The 19,120-nt window shown below is 65.8% G+C and carries 9 protein-coding genes; 3 read left to right on the forward strand and 6 right to left on the reverse strand.

Annotated features, from left to right (window positions below):
- The first annotated feature begins 21 nt into the window (after positions 1 to 21).
- A complete protein-coding gene (locus tag FHS74_RS25915) occupies positions 22 to 1,689 on the forward strand; it encodes a methyl-accepting chemotaxis protein (protein WP_184807152.1) in 1,668 nt (555 codons plus the stop codon).
- A 29-nt stretch (positions 1,690 to 1,718) separates the two neighbouring features.
- On the opposite strand, the gene FHS74_RS25920 is transcribed toward FHS74_RS25915, so the two are convergent.
- Complete coding sequence (locus tag FHS74_RS25920) at positions 1,719 to 4,124, reverse strand: glycoside hydrolase family 95 protein (protein ID WP_184807153.1); 2,406 nt, start codon at positions 4,122 to 4,124, stop codon at positions 1,719 to 1,721.
- Between the two features lie 415 nt (positions 4,125 to 4,539).
- Here FHS74_RS25920 and FHS74_RS25925 point away from each other — a divergent pair, with 415 nt between their 5' ends.
- Both FHS74_RS25925 and FHS74_RS25930 read left to right on the forward strand, forming a co-directional pair.
- Positions 4,540 to 7,137, forward strand: coding sequence for a glycoside hydrolase family 3 protein (locus tag FHS74_RS25925; RefSeq protein ID WP_246463364.1), 2,598 nt, complete (start codon positions 4,540 to 4,542; stop codon positions 7,135 to 7,137).
- 52 nt (positions 7,138 to 7,189) lie between these two features.
- A complete protein-coding gene (locus tag FHS74_RS25930; protein WP_184807154.1) occupies positions 7,190 to 7,948 on the forward strand; it encodes an SGNH/GDSL hydrolase family protein in 759 nt (252 codons plus the stop codon).
- Positions 7,949 to 7,994: 46 nt separating this feature from the next.
- On the opposite strand, the gene FHS74_RS25935 is transcribed toward FHS74_RS25930, so the two are convergent.
- The 5 genes from FHS74_RS25935 to FHS74_RS25955 form a co-directional block, all read right to left on the reverse strand.
- Complete coding sequence (locus FHS74_RS25935) at positions 7,995 to 9,212, reverse strand: DUF418 domain-containing protein (protein ID WP_184807155.1); 1,218 nt, start codon at positions 9,210 to 9,212, stop codon at positions 7,995 to 7,997.
- A gap of 40 nt (positions 9,213 to 9,252) precedes the next feature.
- The gene (locus FHS74_RS25940) at positions 9,253 to 10,779 is read right to left on the reverse strand and encodes a tryptophan halogenase family protein (protein WP_246463365.1); all 1,527 of its coding nucleotides are present in this window, start codon (positions 10,777 to 10,779) and stop codon (positions 9,253 to 9,255) included.
- 158 nt (positions 10,780 to 10,937) lie between these two features.
- Positions 10,938 to 13,871: a TonB-dependent receptor gene (locus FHS74_RS25945; RefSeq protein WP_184807156.1), complete on the reverse strand. Its 2,934-nt coding sequence runs from the start codon at positions 13,869 to 13,871 to the stop codon at positions 10,938 to 10,940.
- 593 nt (positions 13,872 to 14,464) lie between these two features.
- The gene (locus FHS74_RS25950; protein WP_211106558.1) at positions 14,465 to 16,087 is read right to left on the reverse strand and encodes a tryptophan halogenase family protein; all 1,623 of its coding nucleotides are present in this window, start codon (positions 16,085 to 16,087) and stop codon (positions 14,465 to 14,467) included.
- Between the two features lie 129 nt (positions 16,088 to 16,216).
- Complete coding sequence (locus FHS74_RS25955; RefSeq protein WP_184807158.1) at positions 16,217 to 19,072, reverse strand: TonB-dependent receptor; 2,856 nt, start codon at positions 19,070 to 19,072, stop codon at positions 16,217 to 16,219.
- Positions 19,073 to 19,120 lie beyond the last annotated feature (48 nt).

Below are 19,120 nucleotides of genomic sequence, written 5' to 3' on the forward strand. Positions count from 1 at the left end.
TGAGCCCGGCGGAGGCCCCCGATGAAACTGGCGCACAAGCTGACCCTGTCGTCGGCCATGACCACGGCCATGATCCTGCTGATCGCCGGCGTGTTCACGGTGACCCTGAACTGGCTGGCGGACAGCAAGGCGACGTTGACCGAGAGCGCGGGCGTGGCCGTCAGGTCGGTGCGCGCGGTCTCCGGTGGCAACGACCTCTACGCCATCGTCGCGGATGCGGAGATCAACCATAATTTGGATGACACCCGTAAGGATTGGGCCGCCAAGAAGGCGGAAATCCAGGGCATGTTCAAGGATTTGCACACCATGGCCGACCTCCCGGCGGAGAAGGCGGCCCTGGATGGCGCCGAGACGGCGTTGAGGGACTACATCGCCATCTTCGAGCAGCAGATGTTGCCGGTGCTGGAGAAAACCGACGTGCTGACCCGGGACATCCGTGACCTGGATGGAAAGGTGGACGAGGCCCGCAACCAGATGAACGAGCATCTGGAAAAGATGGCCGCGCTGAACCTGGCGCAGTCCCAGGATGCGGAACGGGCGTTCGATGCCGCGTCAGCGAAGGGCTATGCCATTGGCCTCGTCTTCTCCGGCGTCGGCATCGCCTTGGCGATGGCGCTGTCCTGGGTCACCGGGCGCTCCATCAGCCGCCCGGTCGACCTGCTGCGCGCGGTGATGGAGACCATGGCTGGCGGGGCGCGGCGGGTGGAGATTCCCGGCATCAAGCGCGCCGATGAGATTGGCGCCATGGCCCGCGCGGTCGAGGTGTTCAAGGAAAGCCTGATCCAGGGCGATGCGCTGGTCGCGGACCAGGCGACGATGAAGGCGGCTGCGGAGGCCCAGCGCAAGGTCGCGATGGGCCAAGCCGCCGACCATTTCGAGGCGACCGTGCGCGCCGTGGTGGACAAGGTGGCCGATGCCGCGGCCGGCATCCAGATGACCGCGCGCGACCTGGGCGTCGCCGCGGAGGAAAGCCTGCGCCAGACCACCGCCGTTTCGGCCGCCGCCGGCCAGTCCGCCGGCAATGTGCGTACCGTGGCCACGGCCAGCGAGGAGCTGTCCTCCTCCATCGGGGAGATCAGCCGCCAGGTGGAGAACTCGGCCGTCATTGCCCGGGAGGCGGTGGCCCAGGTCGAGACCACCCGGGGAACCGTTGACGGCCTGGCCGAAGTGGCCAACCGCATCGGCGTCGTGGTGCAACTGATCAGTGACATCGCCGGGCAGACCAACCTGCTGGCGCTGAACGCCACCATCGAGGCGGCGCGGGCCGGCGACGCCGGCAAGGGCTTCGCCGTCGTGGCCAGCGAGGTCAAGGCGTTGGCCACGCAAACGGCCAAGGCGACGGATGAGATCGCGGCCCATGTCGGCGACATCCAAGGGGCCAGCGGCCAGGCCGTGGCGGCCATCGGGGATATCGGCGGCACCATTCGCCGCATCGATGAGATCGCTTCCATCATCGCCGCCGCCGTGCAGGAACAGGGTGCCGCCACCCAGGCCATCGTCAGCAACGTGGGGGAGACCGCGCGGGCGACGGAGGAGATCACCCAAAACATCTACGGTGTCACGGAACGGGCGGGGGAGACGGCCCGCAAGTCGGCGGAGGTCGAGGCCTCATCCACCCAACTGTCGGCCGATGCCGCGAGTTTGCGCGCCCAGGTGGATGCGTTCCTGACCCAACTGCGGGTGGCGTGACGCTTGAGCCAGGGACGGCGGGCTGATCTTCAGACAAGGACCAGCCTGCCGTTTTCAAGGACCAGGCGCTTTTCACCGCCGGCGGGCACCGACACCGCGACGACCTCTTCCCCCAGCCGCACCCGCCAACGATGGGCTTGTGTGCCGTCGTTGCGCAGGCTGGCCCGGTCCAGCGCCCCGTCGCGCCAGGCCAGATCCAGGCGGCCCTGCCCGCGCACCCGCACGCCCTTCAGGTGACCCGTGGGCCAGGCGCGGGGCAGGGCCGGCAGCAGTTCGATATCGTCGGCCCCACTTTGCACCAGCATTTCCACCATGCCGGCCGTACCACCGAAATTGCCGTCGATCTGGAAGGGCGGATGGGCGTCGAACAGGTTGGGGTAGGTCCGTTCAGGGCTCAGCAGCAGATTCAGGATGCTGTGGGCATGTTCCCCATCCGCCAGCCGCGCCCACAGGTTCAGGCGCCAGCCCAGGCCCCAGCCGGTGGCGTCATCGCCCCGGATTTCCAGCGATTTGCGCGCGGCGGCCATCAGCTCCGGCGTGCCGCGCCGCGTGATCTGGTCACTGGGGTAGACGGCATAGAGATGGGAGACGTGGCGGTGGTGGACCTCCGGCGCCCGCAGGTCCCAATCTTCCAGCCATTCCTGCAATTGGCCGGCGGCGCCAATGCGGTCGGGTGGAAGGCGGTCGCGGGTCGCCTTCACCTTGGCGCGGAAATCGGCATCCCGGCCCAGGATCTCGCCCGCCTTGATGGTGCTGTCGAAAAGGTCGCGGAGGATCTGCCGGTCCATGGCCGGGCCGGCGCACAGGCTGGTACCCAGGGGGTGTTCGTTTTCCGGCGACAGCGACGGATTGGTGACCAGCCAGTTAGTGCCGGGCAGTACCGCCAAGGTATCCAGGAAGAACTGGGTGGCGCCCGTCAGGATGGGATAGACCTCCGCCAGGTAGCCCTTGTCGCGGCCGTAGTCGTAATGGTCCCAAAGATGGCGGCATAGCCAGGCGCCGCCCATGGGCCAAAGGCCCCATTTGGGCCCGTCCGGCGGGCCGGCCACGCGCCAGATGTCGGTATTGTGGTGGGCCATCCAGCCATTGGCGCCGTACATGTCACGCGCCGTCCGGGCACCCGTTTCCGACAGGTCTTTCAGCATGGCGGTCAGTGGTTGGACGCATTCACCGAGATCGACCAGCTCCGCCGGCCAGTAGTTCATCTCGGTATTGATGTTGATGGTCCACTTCGATTCCCAGGGCGGATCCACCTGCTCATTCCAGATGCCTTGCAGGTTGGCGGGCTGGCAGCCGGGGCGCGAACTGCTGATCAGCAGATAGCGGCCGTAGTTGAAATAGAGGGCGGCCAGCGCCGGATCGTCCTGCGCCGCGTTGGCGCGTACACGCTCATCCGTCGGCAAGGTGGCCGCCGGCGTGGATCCCAGGTCGATGGCGACGCGGCGGTACAGCCGCTGGTGTTCCGCCACATGGTCGGCCAGCAGGCGGGCATAGGGATTGGCGGCGGCTAGGGCCAGGGCGGCGGCGGTCAGGGCCGCCGGGTCGGCGCTGATGTCGTCATAGCGCTTGTAGCCGGTGGCGGCGGTGATCAGCACCACCGCTTCGTCCGCATGGTCGATGACGATGCCATCGCTGCCCGCGCGGACCTGGCCGCCCGTGGCCATGACTTTCAGGCGCACGGCGAATGTCAGCCGCCCTTCGATGCCGAAGCGGCTGGGGCCGATGCCGGTCAGCAGCAGGCTGTCGGGACCGTCAGCCACCAGGGTGGCGTTCTGGGGCGTCAGCAGCGACAGGTTGGCGCTGACCAGGCTGGGCTTGTTGGCGGACAGGCGGGCGACGATCACCTGATCGACGGCGCTGGCGAACACCTCGCGGGTGTGGGTGGAGGACCAGGCGCCGCCGCCGGTGACCAGGCGGGTGGTGGTGACGGCGCTGTCCAGGTCCAGCCGGCGATGATAGTCGTGTACCGTGTCCAGGCTCTGGAACAGCAGCACGGCGTCGCCCAGGGGCTGATAGGGCATCTGCTTCAGGGGTGTCGCCATCACCTTGGCGGCGGCCAGCGCCTCCGCTTCGAGGTAGCGGCCCTGGAAGATCAGGTCACGCACCTCGGGCAGGGCGGCCTTGGCTGCGGGATTGACGTCGCTGTAAGGGCCGCCGGCGTAGAACGTGTCCTCGTTCAGCTGCAGGCGTTCCATGGAGATGCCGCCGAAGACCATTGCGCCCAGCCGGCCATTGCCCACGGGCAGTGCCTCCACCCATTGCGCCGCGGGCTGGGTGTACCACAGCGTCTGGATGGGATCGGGCGTGGGTAGGGGCGGCACGGGCACCGCAGGCGGTGGCTCAGCCGCCGACGCAGGGTGCGGGGTCTGCCCGCCCCCCATCATCAGGGCGGCGGCGCTGGCCATCAGGATATCCCGGCGCGACAGGGTGGACATGGGTGAGCCTTCCCAGCAATGGATCAAACATCCTTGTCAGACGGGAAAGCGGTATCCAGCATGCTTGTCAGCGGCCGGTCAATTCCAGGGTCGCCCTTGGGCGCGACCGCCTCCTCCGTGCCGGCGATCGGGGCCGCCGTTGGCCACGATCCTAATGTGACCGGTATCATCCGGCAAGCCGGGCCTTGCTTGCGGGGACAGGATGATAGCGTTATCATAATACAGATCCGCCTCGTCAAATAAGTCGCCCGCCCCCCAGCGCACCGTCAGAACGGACGCGGGTGGAGGAAGCGGCGACCAGGGGGCGGATGGCTTGTCCGGCGCTGGGAGGTCCGGATGGGCGCCATAGTCGGTTCGGGTGCCGTCATGCGCCAGGATCGCCGCCCCATGAAGTAGAGAAGAACAAGGAACACCCATGACGCATCGTATGGCCCTTCTGGCGTCCGTGGCGCCGGCCTTACTCCTTGCCCTGGTGTCGGTGCCGCTTACAACCTTGGCCAATCAAACCGAAGCCCAGCAACTCTTGTCCCCCCCGCAAAAGGCAGCCTCCACCGTGACTGACAGCGCCCGCGGCGTCGCCCACCCCGAGCTGTGGCCGGCCGCCAAGAGCAAGGGCCTGGTGGATGCCAAGACCGAAGCCTTCGTGACCAGCCTGATGACCCACATGAGCCTGGAGGACAAGGTCGGCCAGATGATCCAGGCCGACATCTCCACGGTGACGCCGGCCGATCTGGCGCTCTATCCCTTGGGCTCCATCCTGGCCGGCGGCGACAGCGCCCCCGCCGGCGGCGATGACCGTGCGGGTGCGGACCGGTGGGTTGAAACGGCGAGCGCGTTCCGTACGGCGTCCTTGGCGGAGCGGCCGGGCCATGTGGCCATTCCCATCCTGTTCGGCATCGATGCCGTGCACGGCAACAACAACGTGGTGGGCGCCACGCTGTTTCCCCACAATGTCGGCCTGGGTGCCGCCCATGATCCGGCCCTGGTGCGGCGCATCGGCGTCGCGACGGCGCAGGAGACGGCGGCGGCCGGCATCGACTGGGCCTTCGGTCCCACGCTGGCGGTGCCGCAGGATCACCGCTGGGGCCGGACCTATGAGGGCTATTCCGAGGATCCGGAGATCGTGCGCCAGTACGCGGGCGAAATCGTGCAGGGACTGCAAGGACAACCGGGTGCCGGCCAGGCGCTGCAGCATGGCCACGTCGCGGCGTCGGCCAAGCATTTCCTGGGCGATGGCGGCACCACCGGCGGCATCGACCAGGGTGACACGGATGTCAGTGAGGATGAGCTGATCCACGTCCATGGCGCGGGATACCCCGTGGCCATCAACGCGGGCGTCATGACGGTGATGGCCAGCTTCTCCAGCTGGCAGGGCGCCAAGATGCATGGCAACAAATCGCTGTTGACCGACGTGCTGAAGGGCCGCATGGGTTTTGACGGCTTCGTCGTCGGTGACTGGAACGGCCATGGCCAGGTTCCGGGCTGCACGGCGGAATCCTGCCCCGCCGCCATCCTGGCCGGCGTCGACATGATCATGGTGCCCAATGACTGGAAGGCCCTGTTCACCAACACGGTGGCCCAGGTGAAGTCCGGTGAGATCCCGCTGGCCCGCATCGACGACGCCGTGCGCCGCATCCTGCGGGTGAAGGCCAAGCTGGGCCTGTTCGAAGCCGCGCGCCCCTTCGAGCTGAAGGACGGCGTCATCGGCAACGCCGAGCATCGTGCGCTGGCCCGCGAGGCGGTGCGCAAGTCCCTGGTGCTGTTGAAGAACAACGACCGTGTGCTGCCGCTGAAGGCCAAGTCCCACGTTCTGGTGGTGGGGGAGGCGGCCGGCGACATCGGTCGCCAGGCCGGCGGCTGGACCCTGTCCTGGCAGGGCACCGGCAACAGGAACAGCGATTTCCCGGGCGGCCAGTCCATCTATGACGGCATTCGCCAGGCGGTGACCTCCGCCGGCGGCACCGTGGACCTCAGCGTCGACGGCACATTCATCACCAAGCCGGACGTGGCGGTGGTGGTGTTCGGGGAGACGCCCTACGCTGAATTCCAGGGCGACATCCCCAGCCTGGAATTCCAGGCGGGTGACAAGCAGGATTTGGCGCTGCTGAAGAAGCTGAAGGCCCAAGGCATTCCCGTCGTTTCCGTTTTCCTGTCCGGCCGCCCATTGTGGGTGAATCCGGAAATCAACGCCTCGGACGCTTTCGTCGCCGCCTGGTTCCCGGGCTCGGAAGGTGGGGGCGTCGCCGATGTGCTGGTGGGCGATGCCCAGGGCCATCCCCGCTTCGACTTCACGGGCAAGCTCTCCTACTCCTGGCCCAGGACCGCGGCGCAGGCGACGCTGAATCGCGCCCGTACGCCCTATGATCCGCTGTTCGCCTATGGTTACGGCCTGCGCTATGCCGACGCCAGGGCGACATTGGTGCCGCAATTGTCCGAGGTGTCGGGCGTTGACGCGGCGGCGGCCAATATCGACACCTACTTCGTCAAGGGCCGTACCCCGGCGCCCTGGGGCTTCGTGCTGCGCCAGGGGGCCGCGGCGGTGCCGGTGCTGGGCGACGGCACGGCGGCCGAGATGGCGGGTGCCCTGGCCTTGAGGCCGGTGGATGCCGGCGGGGTGCAGGGGGCCGGCCGCCAGTTGAGCTGGACCGGCAAGGGCGAAGCCGCCATCGCCATCACCGGCAGTACCCTGGATCTGACGCGCCAGGCCAACGGCGCCCTGTCGCTGCAAGTCGACTACCGCGTGGATGAGGCGCCGGCCGGAACGGTGTGGCTGGCGTCCGGCACCGGGCCGGGCACGCCGGGCGCCTTGGACCTGACGTCGGTGCTGAAGGCCGCGCCGGTGGGGCAGTGGCAGACCCTGAAGATCAAGCTGTCCTGCTTCAAGAAGGCCGGCGCCGACCTGTCCCACGTCACCACCCCCTTCGCGCTCAGCACCGGCGGCACCCTGCGGCTGTCGTTGGCCACCGTCCGGCTGTCGGCTGATCCCGCCGGCGCCATCTGCCCCGGCCATTGACGGCCAGAATAAATTAATATGATTTACGAATTGGGTTCGTAGGGAGGAACTGATGAAGAAACACACCATTGCCGCCGCCCTGGTGCTGGCGGGCCTGATCTCCGGCGCCCCGGCGCGGGCTGAGGATCAAAAGCCGCCCAGCGCGGAACAGGTCGCCAAGTGGCACCAGGAGGAGGAGGACCGCCTGCACACCGACTTTGGCTATCTGAATCGCTACGCCGCCGACAATGAGACGCTGAAGGCCACCCCGGGCGCTGTCCGCGTGGTGTTCATGGGCGACAGCATCACCCAGGTCTGGATCGACAAGATGCCGGACTTCTTCACCAACGGGTACGTCGACCGTGGCATCAGTGGCCAGACCACGGCCCAGATGCTGCTGCGCTTCCGCCAGGACGTCATCGACCTCAAGCCCGCGGTCGTGCACATCATGGCCGGCACCAACGACTTGGCCCAGAATTGGGGCCCGGTGTCGCCGGAGCAACTGAAGAACAACATCATGAGCATGGTGGAACTGGCCAAGGCGCATGGCATCAAGGTCGTGCTGGCCGGCATCCCGCCCGCGCTCGACTTCCCTTGGCGCAAGGGCCTGGACCCGGCGCCCAAGGTGGCCGCGCACAATGCCTGGCTCAAGGGCTACGCCGCCAAGGTCGGCGCGCTCTATGTCGACTACAAGGATGTGGTGGGCGACGGCAAGGGCGGCTTCAAGGACGGCTACGCCCTTGACGGCATCCACCCAACCTTGGCCGGCTACCAGGCCATGGCGCCGCTGGCCGACAAGACGGTGAAGGAAGCCCTGGCCAAGGCCAAGTGATGAATAATGAGGCGCCCGGGATTGACGTCGTCCCGGGCGCCTCATTTCACGCCGCGTCCGCCAGCACCGTTCGCGGAGTGTGGCGCAGGGGCAGGGACAGGGTGCGGAAGGTGGCGGCGCGCCATAGCCACTCCAGGGGACCATAACGGTAGTGCCGCAGCCACCAATGGGCCAAGGCGCACTGCAGGACGACGAAGGCGATGCCGCTGGCCACGCTGTAGAAGGGCCCCATGTAGCGATAGAGCCCCAGGCCGTAGCCATAGAACAGGGGCACAAAGACCAGGGCCTGGGTGACATAGCAGGTCAGGCTCATGCGTCCGAAGGACGCGAGCGCCCGTATCGGTGCCAGGGCCTGGATGCGGGGATACAGCAGGACGAAGCCGCTGGCCCAGACGGCCATCTGCGCCAGGGCGCAATAGGCGCTGGCCAGGTTGGTCACCTCATAGGCTGTCATGGCCGGCAGGCTGGCGCCCTCCGCCAGGCGCTTCAGGGGATAAAGCACGGCGAAGGCGAGGGCGCCGCTGGCCAGGATGCCTTGCAGCAGGCGCCGATGCTCGGCGGCGCGCTCCAGGATATGGTTGCGGCCCACCACTAGGCCCACCAGGAACAGGCCCATCATCTGCAGGTAACGGCCGGTTTCGATGGTCCAGAAGGTTCGGGCCAGCACACCTTGCCACAGGTTGGCCTTCACCACGTCCCAGAAGCCGCCGTGGGCGTAGATGGGCATCAGGCCCTCATACACCGACCAGTGAAAGGGAACGGGCGGGGTGGGGGCGCCGCCGCTCAGCAGGCCGGCCACCAACCACAGCGTCGGTGGCTGGATCAGCAGCACCGCCGCCAGCGCCAGCAAGGCCCGATCGCCCAGGCGATGCAGCAGCACCAGGGGCGCCCCCATGACCGCCAGGATGGTCAGGATGTCGCCGCAATAGATCAGGCCGTGCACCCAGCCGATGGCGAACAGCACCGCCAAGCGCCACAGGAAGCGGGCGTGCGGGTTGCCCTCCCGCCGCGACCAGCTGCCGAGGATCAGCGAAAAACTGATGCCGAACATCAGGGCGAAGATGCCGTAGGCCTTGCCGGCGAACAGGAAGAAGGCCGCGTCGTGGGCGACGGTGTCGAAAGGTTTCAGCCAAGCCGGCGGGATGGCCGCGTCGCTCAGGAAATCGAAATGCTCGATGGTGTGCAGCAGGAACAGGCCCACCAGGGCCGTCCCCCGCAAGGCGTCGATGACGGTGATGCGGGTATCCGATCCCGATGTGCTCATACCCAGGCGCCCCGCCGTTGTTCTTTTCAATTGCCGGTCGTCATGCTGCCACCGGGCGGTCGGCCCGGCAATGGCGGTTGATGAAGTCGCGATGGGTGGGCATGCCCTCGGCCATGCGCCGGATGGCCTCGCGGATACGGGCCAGGCGGGCCGTCACCTCAGCGTCCGACAGCACGTCGGCGACGGGGTCGTAGGACTGTGGCCAGACACCTTGGCCCAGGAAAACGGCCAGCCAGCTCGGCTCCACGAACAGTTGATCGTCGAAACGGGCGACGCGGCCGCGGGCCCGGAACAGGTCCATCTTATGGCGCAAGGCCTCGGGGATGGCCATGGTGCGGCAATAGTTCCACAAGGGGGAATCGTCCCGTTCCACCGCATGGTAATGCAGGATCAGGAAGTCGCGGATTTGTTCGTATTCGATATTGGTCAGGCGGTTGTACTCATCCACCGTCGCCTGCTCGAAGCCATCGCGGGGCAGCAGCGACACCATGCGGAACAGGCCGCTTTGCACCAGGTGGATGCTGGTGGATTCCAGCGGCTCCATGAAGCCCGAGGCCAGGCCCAGGGCGACACAGTTCTTGGTCCAGGAGTTCTTGCGGCGGCCGGTGGTGAAGCGCAACGGGCGGGGATCGGCCAGCGGCTTGCCGTCCAGGTTGGCCAGCAGGGTGGCGGCCGCCTCGTCATCGCTGATGAAGCGGCTGCAATAGACGTAGCCGTTGCCGATGCGGTGCTGCAGGGGGATGCGCCACTGCCAGCCCGCCGCCCGCGCGGTGGAGCGGGTATAGGGCGTGATCTCCGCCCCGCCTTCGCAGGGCACGGCCATGGCGCGGTCGCAGGGCAGCCAGTGGGACCAGTCCTCATACTCGGCTTTCAGCGTCTGCCCGATCAGCAGGCCCCGGAAGCCGGAGCAGTCGACGAACAGATCGCCGGCCACGCGGGTGCCGTTGTCCAGCAACAGGCTTTCAATGAAGCCGTCGCCGGCGCGCTGGGCCACCTCCACGATCCTGCCCTCCGTGCGCTTCACGCCATGATGCTCGGCGAAGGTCCGCAGGTACTGGGCATACAGGGCGGCATCGAAATGATAGGCGTAGGCGATGGTCGGACCGCCTGGCCGGGCGTCCGGCGCCGTCGGCTGGAACTTCCCCATCCGCGCCGCCACGGTGGAGGGGGAATAGTCGCCGATGTCCGACGTGTCCCCCTGGCTGCGCAGGCGCATCCAATAATGATGGAAGGAAACGGCGTCGATGGTATGGCCGTGGGGGCCGAAGGGATGGAAATAGCGGTGGTTCAGGCGGGTCCAGTCGACGAATTCGATGCCCAGCTTGAAGGTCGCCTGCGTTTTCCGGACGAAGTCGATCTCATCGATGCCCAGCATGTGGTTCAGGAACTGGATGGGCGGAATGGTGGCTTCGCCCACGCCGACGATACCGATCTCTTCCGATTCCACCAGTTCGATAGCGCCGTAGCGGCCCTTCAGCACCCGGGCCAGGACGGCGGCGGCCATCCAGCCGGCGGTGCCGCCGCCGACGATCACGATCTTGCGTGTGTTGCGCATCGCTTGGGCCATGGCCGTAACTCCCCGACAGCGTAAGGATCGGCGGTCTTGATGCCGCCTGGTCCACCGTCACCATACGGCAGCGGCGACCGGTAAAAAAGAAGGCCCTGCCTTCCCGGCGGTCAGCGGGAAAGACAGGGCCGGACTGCGAGACACCCTGCGGGAAAGCGTTACAGGGAGCCGCGGATGACGAAAGCGTAGCGCCGGTCGGCGTCAACCCAGTTGTGGTAGCTGAGCTTGCCCGGGTAACCGACCAGGATACGGGTCTGCGCGTCGGTCAGGTTCGCCGCCTCCACGCCCACCTTCAGGTAGCTGTTGACGGTGTAGAAGAATGAGGCGTCCAGCTGACCGTAGTCATCCGACCAAGCGGGAATGTTGATGTTCGCCGCTGACGTCGTCAGCAGGTAACGCTGACGCCAGTTGTAGGCCAGGCGGAACTCAAATGGCCCTTTCTGGTAGATGCCGGCCAGGTTGTAGCTCCACTTCGACATGCCCTCCAGCGGCAGGCTGGTGTTGGCCGGCGCGGCGTTCGTGACCTGGGTGGAGTCGTAGGGGTTGGCCGCCGCGTTGCGACCGCCCTCGCTCTGCACGAAGGTGATGTTGCCCTGGAAGCCCAGGCCGCTCAGGAAGCCCGGCAGGAAGTCATAGAATTGGGTGTAGCCGAACTCGAAGCCCTTAACGCTGCCCTGGCCGGCGTTATACGGCTGAACCACCAGCACGTTCTTGGTGACGCCGTTGTTGGTGAATGAGACGTTCTGCGGGGAGGTGGTGATGAAGTTGAACACGTCCTTGTTGAACACCGCCGCCGTGATGCTGCCCGTGGGGGCAAAGTACCATTCGAGGGAGGTGTCGAACTGGTTGGACTGCATGGGCTTCAGGTTCGGATTACCGGCATAGCCCGTCCACTGGTAGACGCAGTTGCCGGTCGCGCCCGACCCCAGGCTCTGGCAGTGGCCGCTGCTGTCCAACAGGCCCGCCGTAGCGCCGATGTTCAGGGATGGCTGCAGCTGCGAGAAGTCCGGACGGACGATGGATTGCGCGAAGGCGAAGCGCCACTGCAGATTGTCTTGCAGCTTCAGGCGCAGGTTCACGCTGGGCAGCACGTCGGTGTAGTTGCGGCCCCCACTGATGACCGTCCGGGCGCCGTTGGCGAACGCGGTATCCGATGTGGGCGCCCCGTTGATGTTGCTCAGGGCCACGAAGTTGGCGTTGCCCGACCCCTGCGCATCGGTGTTGACGACACGGAAGCCGACGTTGCCGTCCAAGGGCTTGTTGCCGCCGAAGAACGGCACGTCATGTTCGAAACGCACCAAGGCATAGCCGGCCGTGGTCTCTTCCGTCTGGGTGTTGATGCCAGCGCCGCCCCCGTTATAGCTGCTGTAGTCGCCGTTGAAGGGGTTCCAGTTGCCGTAGGAGTCCGCCGCAGACAGCGCCTTCAGCTGGGCCGCGACACCGTTGTAGAAGCCCTTGCTCAGCGAGGCGTTGGGGATGATGAACTGCGTCGGGACGGTCACGCCGCCGCGATAGAAGTTCTGCAGCGGCCACACGCTGGCCGACGAGGCGCCGGGCGTGGTCTGGTTCAGCGTCTGGATGCCGTTGGCGCCCCAGCTCTGCACCACACCGCCCCAGTTGTAGTTGGTCTCGCGGGTGATGGACTTGCGGTCGGTGTGACGGACGCCGAAGCGGAAGGACTTCAGCCAGTCACTGTCCTCGAAGGAGTATTCGGCGTCGAGACGCTCGGCCCACTCATGCGCCTCGTTATTGTTATGATAGTCCATCGCCGCGTTGTAATAATAGTTCGCGGGGTTGGAGATGAACGAATTGACCGCCGGAATGCTGATGGTCGGCAGTTCGCTGCCATGCAGGGTCAGCGTGGCGGCGTTCAGCGGATTGGTCAGCGCCTCGAACACGGTGAAGTCCAGCTGCTTGCTGGTGGCATCGATGTATTGAACGTCGCCGCTGATGTTCCAGTTTTTGGTCGGCGTCCACTTCATATGCAAGGAGTAGTCGGACGTGACCGACTCCTTGATGTCATAGCGGCTGTCGATGACGTCAGGGTTGTTCGTGGTGCCGCCCGCCGTATCGGCGATGGTGCCGGAGATGAAGTTGCCGGCGCTGTCATACTTGAAGCTGGTGCCGGCGGCGGGGCCGTTGCCGGTACCGGAATCCAGGCCGATGGCGTTCTCCAGCGACTCTTCCGTGGCTTCCGAGCGGATGTACTGCGCCGTGAATTCCAGATCGCTGCTGGGCGCCCATTGCAGGGCGCCGACGATACCCTTGCGCTCCCGCGTGAATTCGAGGCTGCGGTAGCCGAAGCCGGTGGGAACATAGACGGTCTGGCCAGGGACCAGGTCGGTGCGGGTCTGGAACGGGTTGACCGACACGGTGTCGGTCCGGCTGGCGAACTTGCCGTCGGCCAGGTCGACCAGCACGCCGATGTCGCCGATCCCCGTCTTCCAGCGGTCGCTGTACAGGACTGAGCCGGACGGCTTGCCCTTGCCCACCAGGTCGCCATAGCTGTAGTCGGCGGAGTAGGCGAGGATGCGTTCCTCGCTGTCGAAAGGCAGGCGGGTGCGCAGGTTGATGGTGCCGCCGATGCCGCCTTCGACCAGGTCGGCCGACGGGTTCTTATAGACGTCGACGCCGGCCATCAGTTCGGAGGGGATGTCGGCGAAGCTCAGCGTCCGGCCGCTCTTGGCCGAAAAGCTGTCGCGACCGTTGAACTCACCGCGCACCCAGCTAAGGCCACGCACCTGGACGCCGTCACCTTCCACCGAGATGCGGTCGGCGTCGCGCGGGTCGGGTGTACGCTGGATGGTGATACCGGAAATGCGCTGCAGCGCTTCCGTCACGCTGCGGTCGGGCAGGGCGCCGATGTCCGTGGCGGTGATGGAATCCACCATCTGCTCGGAATTCTGCTTGATGGCCTGCGAGCTTTGAATGCTCTTGCGAAGGCCGGTGACGACGATCTCCTGCAAGTCATCATCGGCCGCAGCGGGTGCTGTTTGTGCATATGCGAAAGAGGTGGCGGTCAGCGTGCCAATGGTCAGCGCGGATGCGCCAACCAGCATGAGATTACGATAGGAGCGTCTGGAGCGACTCATCGCGTTTCCCTTCCCTGATTTATATTATTCCGCCTCAAACCTGCGGCTCTTTTTACCAAGGCGCCGCTCTACCGCGTCAGCCTGTGGTCATATAAATCCATATGAGACTTCTTGCCGACGTGCAACCAAAGAATGTTAGCGCTCCCATCAAAAATGGTAGCGGTCCTTTACACAAAGTTAGGAAATTGCAGGTCTATGCAATAATCAAACGCTCCATTGCGTATCGAATATTAAAAAAATGCATGAGAATCTGAGGCATAGTGACTGTCCGCGGTGCTCTGGGCGAACCGGGGCCAGAGTGTTGCGCGGATGTCGCTATCCGTGACAAAGAGGGGGCATGGAGCGGCGGCGGGCGGTGCGCCGGCCGGATGGTGCGCTACGTCCGTAGGTTGGGACTCGAAGCCCGATTTTTCAGACAAGAGCGTGACCGCCCATGCGGTCACGCGGGGCGGATTATCATATCAGCGGGCAAGCCTCGCCCTGTCAGGGGGGGCGTGGCGTGCGGGCGATCACGGGCGATGGGCCCGGATGTCGGTCCCGGCTCTCGTCCAGTCCATCCGCGAGCGGACATAGGCCCGGATGGGGGGGCCGCCTTAAATCGACAGGCCCGCCATGCCGCTCAGCAGGCCGGCACGGGCCGGGACCGCTTGCCGTGGGCGCAGGCCGTGACGATAGATATGGCGGATCAGGTCGCGGTGGGGGGGCAGGGCCGCCAATGCCTGGTCGGTGTTGGCGCGGATGGCGGCGAACTGTTGCCGGGCCTCGGCCATGTATCGGAAGGCGCTGGCCTTGGCGCCGAGGTCGGTGTGGTACCCCATGCCGTACAGCACGAATTGCCAGCTGGCCTCGCTGAAGGTGTCGAGGTTCAGATCGAAATCCATCCCCTCGGGCGGGCGGTGGCGCCACCGGTCCAGCAGGTCGTGCAGGGTGTCGGGGATGGTGGCGGCGTCGGCATTGTCCCGCCAGAAAGCGGTGTCGGTGCGCCGCGTCAGACAATAGTGCAGTTTCAGGAAATCCAGCGACCGCTCATAGCGCTGGCGCATGATGCGGTTGAACTGCCGCGCCGCCGTGGCCATGTCGCCCGCCCAGGGGAACAGGCTGGTCAGCAGCACCGCCGCCACCTCGATCAGGACGATGCCGGTTGACTCCAAGGGCTCGAAGAAGCCGCTGGACAGGCCGATGGCCACACAGTTGCGCACCCAGGGTTCCGCCCGGTAGCCGGCCTCGAAACGGAAGGTGCGGGCGGTCTTGTCGCCCGCCGCCGGACCGATGTGGTCACGCAGGACCTGCTCGGCCCGCGTGTCGTTGGTGTGGTCGGAGGAATAGACGTGGCCGATGCCGCGCCGGCTCTCCAGCCCGATGTCCCAGGTCCAGCCCGCCTCGTGCGCGGTGGACACGGTATAGCTGGGGATGGGGGCATCCGCCTGGTCATAAGGCACCTGCAGCGCCACCGCCCGATCGCAGAACAGCCATTTGCGGCAGGATTGATAGGGCGACTTCAGCGCCTGGCCGATCAACTGGGCGCGAAAGCCGGTGCAGTCGATATAGAGATCGGCGGTCAACGTGCCGTTTTCCCGCGTGACGACGCCGGCCACGGCGCCCGTCTCATCCAGCGGCACGGCGTCCACCGTGTCCACGATGTGCGTCACCCCCAGATCGACGGCGACGATGCGCAGCAGGCGGGCGAATTTCACGGCATCGAAATGATAGGCGTAGTTCAAAGGGGCGACATAGTCGTCGTCGCCAGCGCGCTTGGGCGCACGTGCCGCGTCCGCCACCCGCTTCTGCACGGTCAGCGCCTCATCCAACGGCGTAGTGCCGCCGGCGGCGCCCAGCAGCCAATAGGGCAGCAAATCCAGGTCCTGGCGGGACACGGCGGACTGGAAGGGATGGAAATAATGGTCGCGGTGGGCCGTGCCGGGCGGGTGCTGCCAATGATCGAAGCGGATGCCCTGCTTGAAGGTAGCTTCGCTCTCGCGCATGAACACCGACTCATCGATGCCGATGCGGCGCAAGGTGCGCTGGATGCTGGGGAAGGTTCCTTCGCCCACGCCCAGGATGCCGATGTCGGCCGATTCCACCAGGGTGATGCGGGCGCCACCCGGCTCGGAGATCGCCAGCGTCCGGGCGAGATAGGCGGCGGCCAGCCAGCCGGCGGTGCCGCCACCGACGATAAGGACGTTCTTGACCGGGGTCCCGTTGGCGGTGTCGGCCATGGACCAGTTCCTTCCCGACAGGCCGCCCCGCCGGCGGCGCGAATTCATCAAGCGTATCAAACAGGAAAACCCCGGCCGATAAAAGGCCGGGGGTCCCGTGCTCGTTCCACCGATCAGCCGGTGGGCCGATCAGTAGTTGAAGCGGACGACCGCGGTGTAGCGGCGGTCGGCCATGAACCAGCTGCGACCGTACTGCTGGTCGCCATAGCCCATCAGCGTCTTGGTGACGCTGTTGGTTAGGTTCTGCCCCTCGACGGTCAGGGTGATGTAGTCGTTGAAGGTGTAGGACACCGACGCGTCCAGCTGACCGAAGCTGTCCGAGAAGATGGGCAGGTTGTACGTGACCGTCTGCCCGGCGGCGTTGGTGTAGGTGCCGTTGGTGCCGTTGGCGGTCGGGGTCAGCAGGTACTTGCTGCGCCAGGTCCAGGCCAGGCGGGCCGAGAACGGACCCTTCTCGTACATGCCGGTGACGTTGTAGTTGTACTTCGACAGCAGGTCCACCGGCAGGCCGGTGATGCGGTTGCCCAGCATGTCGTAGGACAGGTCGCCGGGGCTGCGGCTGTTGATGTAGGTGAAGTTGGCGTCGATGCCCAGCCCATCGAACGGCTGGGGCAGGAAGCTGAAGAACTTCTGCACGCCGATTTCCGCACCCTTCACATAGGCCGGCGAGGCGTTGAAGTAGCCGCTGTAGGCCGCGGTCATCGTCTGGACCACCCCACCCGGCAGGGCGAAGGGCACATCCACCGACGTCACGCCGTAGGAGATGTAGTCCTTGATCTGCTTATAGAAGCCGGCGACGTGGACCTGGCCGTCAGGCATGTACCATTCGGCCGAAACGTCCAGGTTGTTGGCCAGCTGGGGCTTCAGGTTCGGGTTGCCGGAGGTGGAGGTGGCGCCGGTGATCTGGTGGTTGGTGTTGGTGGTCAGGCTCAACGATCCCGAGGCGTTCAGGGCGTTGAAGCTGGGATTGGTCATCGACTGATAGGCCGCGAAGCGCAGATGCACATCGTCCTGCGGCATGAACTGGATGTTGAACGAGGGCAGGGCCATCAGGCTGTTGTGCCCGCCGGCGTTGGCGGAGTAGCCGCCCGGCAGGGTGCCGGTGGAAATCTCGCCGGTGGGCTGCTGAATGTAGCCTTCGCTGCTGTTCTCGTTGTTGACGATACGGACACCGAAGTTGCCGTTCATCTTCATGCCGAAGAGGTCATCGTCCCCGAAGCGGCTCATGATATAAGCCGATTCCGTGCGGGTCTTGGTGTGCGACAGGTTGGCCACGGTGTAGCTCAACGGGCCGGTGGTGTCGCCGGCCAAGCCGTACTTCTGGTGGATGGCCGCCAGATTCTCCGGATATCCTTCGGCCAGCGCCCACGACGGGAACACCGCCATGCCGGGCAAGGCGGTGCCGCCCCGGAAGAAGTTGCTGAAGCCCGATACGGTGACGTCGCCGGCGGCGGCGGTGCTCAGGTACTTGAAGGTGCTCGGGTCGTTAAAGGACGGGGTCAGGCCCGTCCAGTTATAACCCGAGACGTTGTCCTTCTCCGTCCGGTCGGCGAAGCGGGCGCCCACCTTGATCGACCGCAGGAAGCCCGTGTCGGAGACGTGATAGTCCGCATCCCCCGACCAGGCCAACTCGCGCCCGATGTGGTTTTCCAGGTGGTCCATGGTCGCGTACCAGATGTAACGCGACGGATCGGCCAATTGGGCAGGATTGCTGACCGTGATTGCGGGCAGGTCGCCGGCCAGGTTGATGCTGTAGCTGGGCACCGAGGTCTGCGAGAACAGATCGATGCGTTCCTGCTGCGACTGGGAGATCGCATACTGGAAGTCCGTCGTTAGGGTCAGATTGGACGTGGGCGTCCACTTCATGCCCTGGGACAGGTCCGTGGTGACGTTGTGCTGGGTGGTCATTCCCGGGTTGGCAATCGCCGTGCTGCCGCCGGTTTCACCCGGCAGTTGCAGCGGATCCCAACCACTGGAACTCAATTGGCTGGAACTGATCAGGCCGCCGTTGCTGCCGAACACGCTGGTGCTGGTCGGCGAGACGTTGACGGCGCTACCACCCTGGTTGTAGACGCCCGCTTCCTTCGAGGTGCTCCAGTAATCGGAGCGGAAGCCCGTCTGGTAGAAGGTCAGGTCGGCGTTGGGCGCCCATTGCAGGGCCTCATAGGCGCCGAGGCGCTTGCGGTCCAACGTGCCCGAGCGCCAGTCGAACCCGCCGGGGACGTAGACGCTCTTGCCATTGTAGGTCTGCGGGAAGTAGGGCTCGGCCTGAATGGTGTCGTGACGGGTGCTGATGTCGCTGTAGGCGACGTCGACCATGGCGCCGATCTCGCCGATGCCAGTCTGCCAGCGGTTGGCATACAGCAGCGAGCCGCCGGGCTTGGTCTGCCCGATGAAGTCGCCGTAGTTGGCGGAAACGGACGCGCCGAACGATTCATGATTGTAATCGAAGGGCATCTTGGTGCGCAGGTTGACCGACCCGCCGATGCCGCCCTCGATGATGTCGGGCGAACCGCTTTTGAGGACGTCGACGCCGGCCAGCAGTTCCGGCGGCACGTCTTCGAACAGCAGGGCGCGACCGCCGTTGGCGCTGAACGCTTCACGGCCATTCAGGGTGCTGCTGATCTGGCTGAGGCCACGCACGGTGACGCCGCTGCCTTCCACGGAGTAGTGGTCAGGGTCGCCAACGGCGGCGAAATGGGTGATGGAGACGCCCGGCACGCGTTGCAGGACTTCCGTCACGCTGTTGTCCGGCAACTTGCCGGCTTCGTCAGCCGAGATCGAGTCCAGGATCATGTCGGCGTTGGCTTTGCGCTTGGCCGCATCCGAAACGGCGAAGCGCTGCCCGGTGACGACGATTTCCTGCAAATCGTCATCGGCCGCGGCGGCTGCCTGGGCGAGCGAGGCGGCCGTCAGGGCGCCGAGAACCAGCACGGACGCACCGGCCAGCACAAACGAACGATAGGAATTCTGGGGCCAACTCATGGCGTTTCCCTTCCCTGGATTATCTTTTGGGCGCGGGGGAAACCCACG

Source organism: Nitrospirillum iridis (genome assembly GCF_014205765.1).
GTDB classification, from domain to species: Bacteria; Pseudomonadota; Alphaproteobacteria; order Azospirillales; family Azospirillaceae; genus Nitrospirillum; species Nitrospirillum iridis.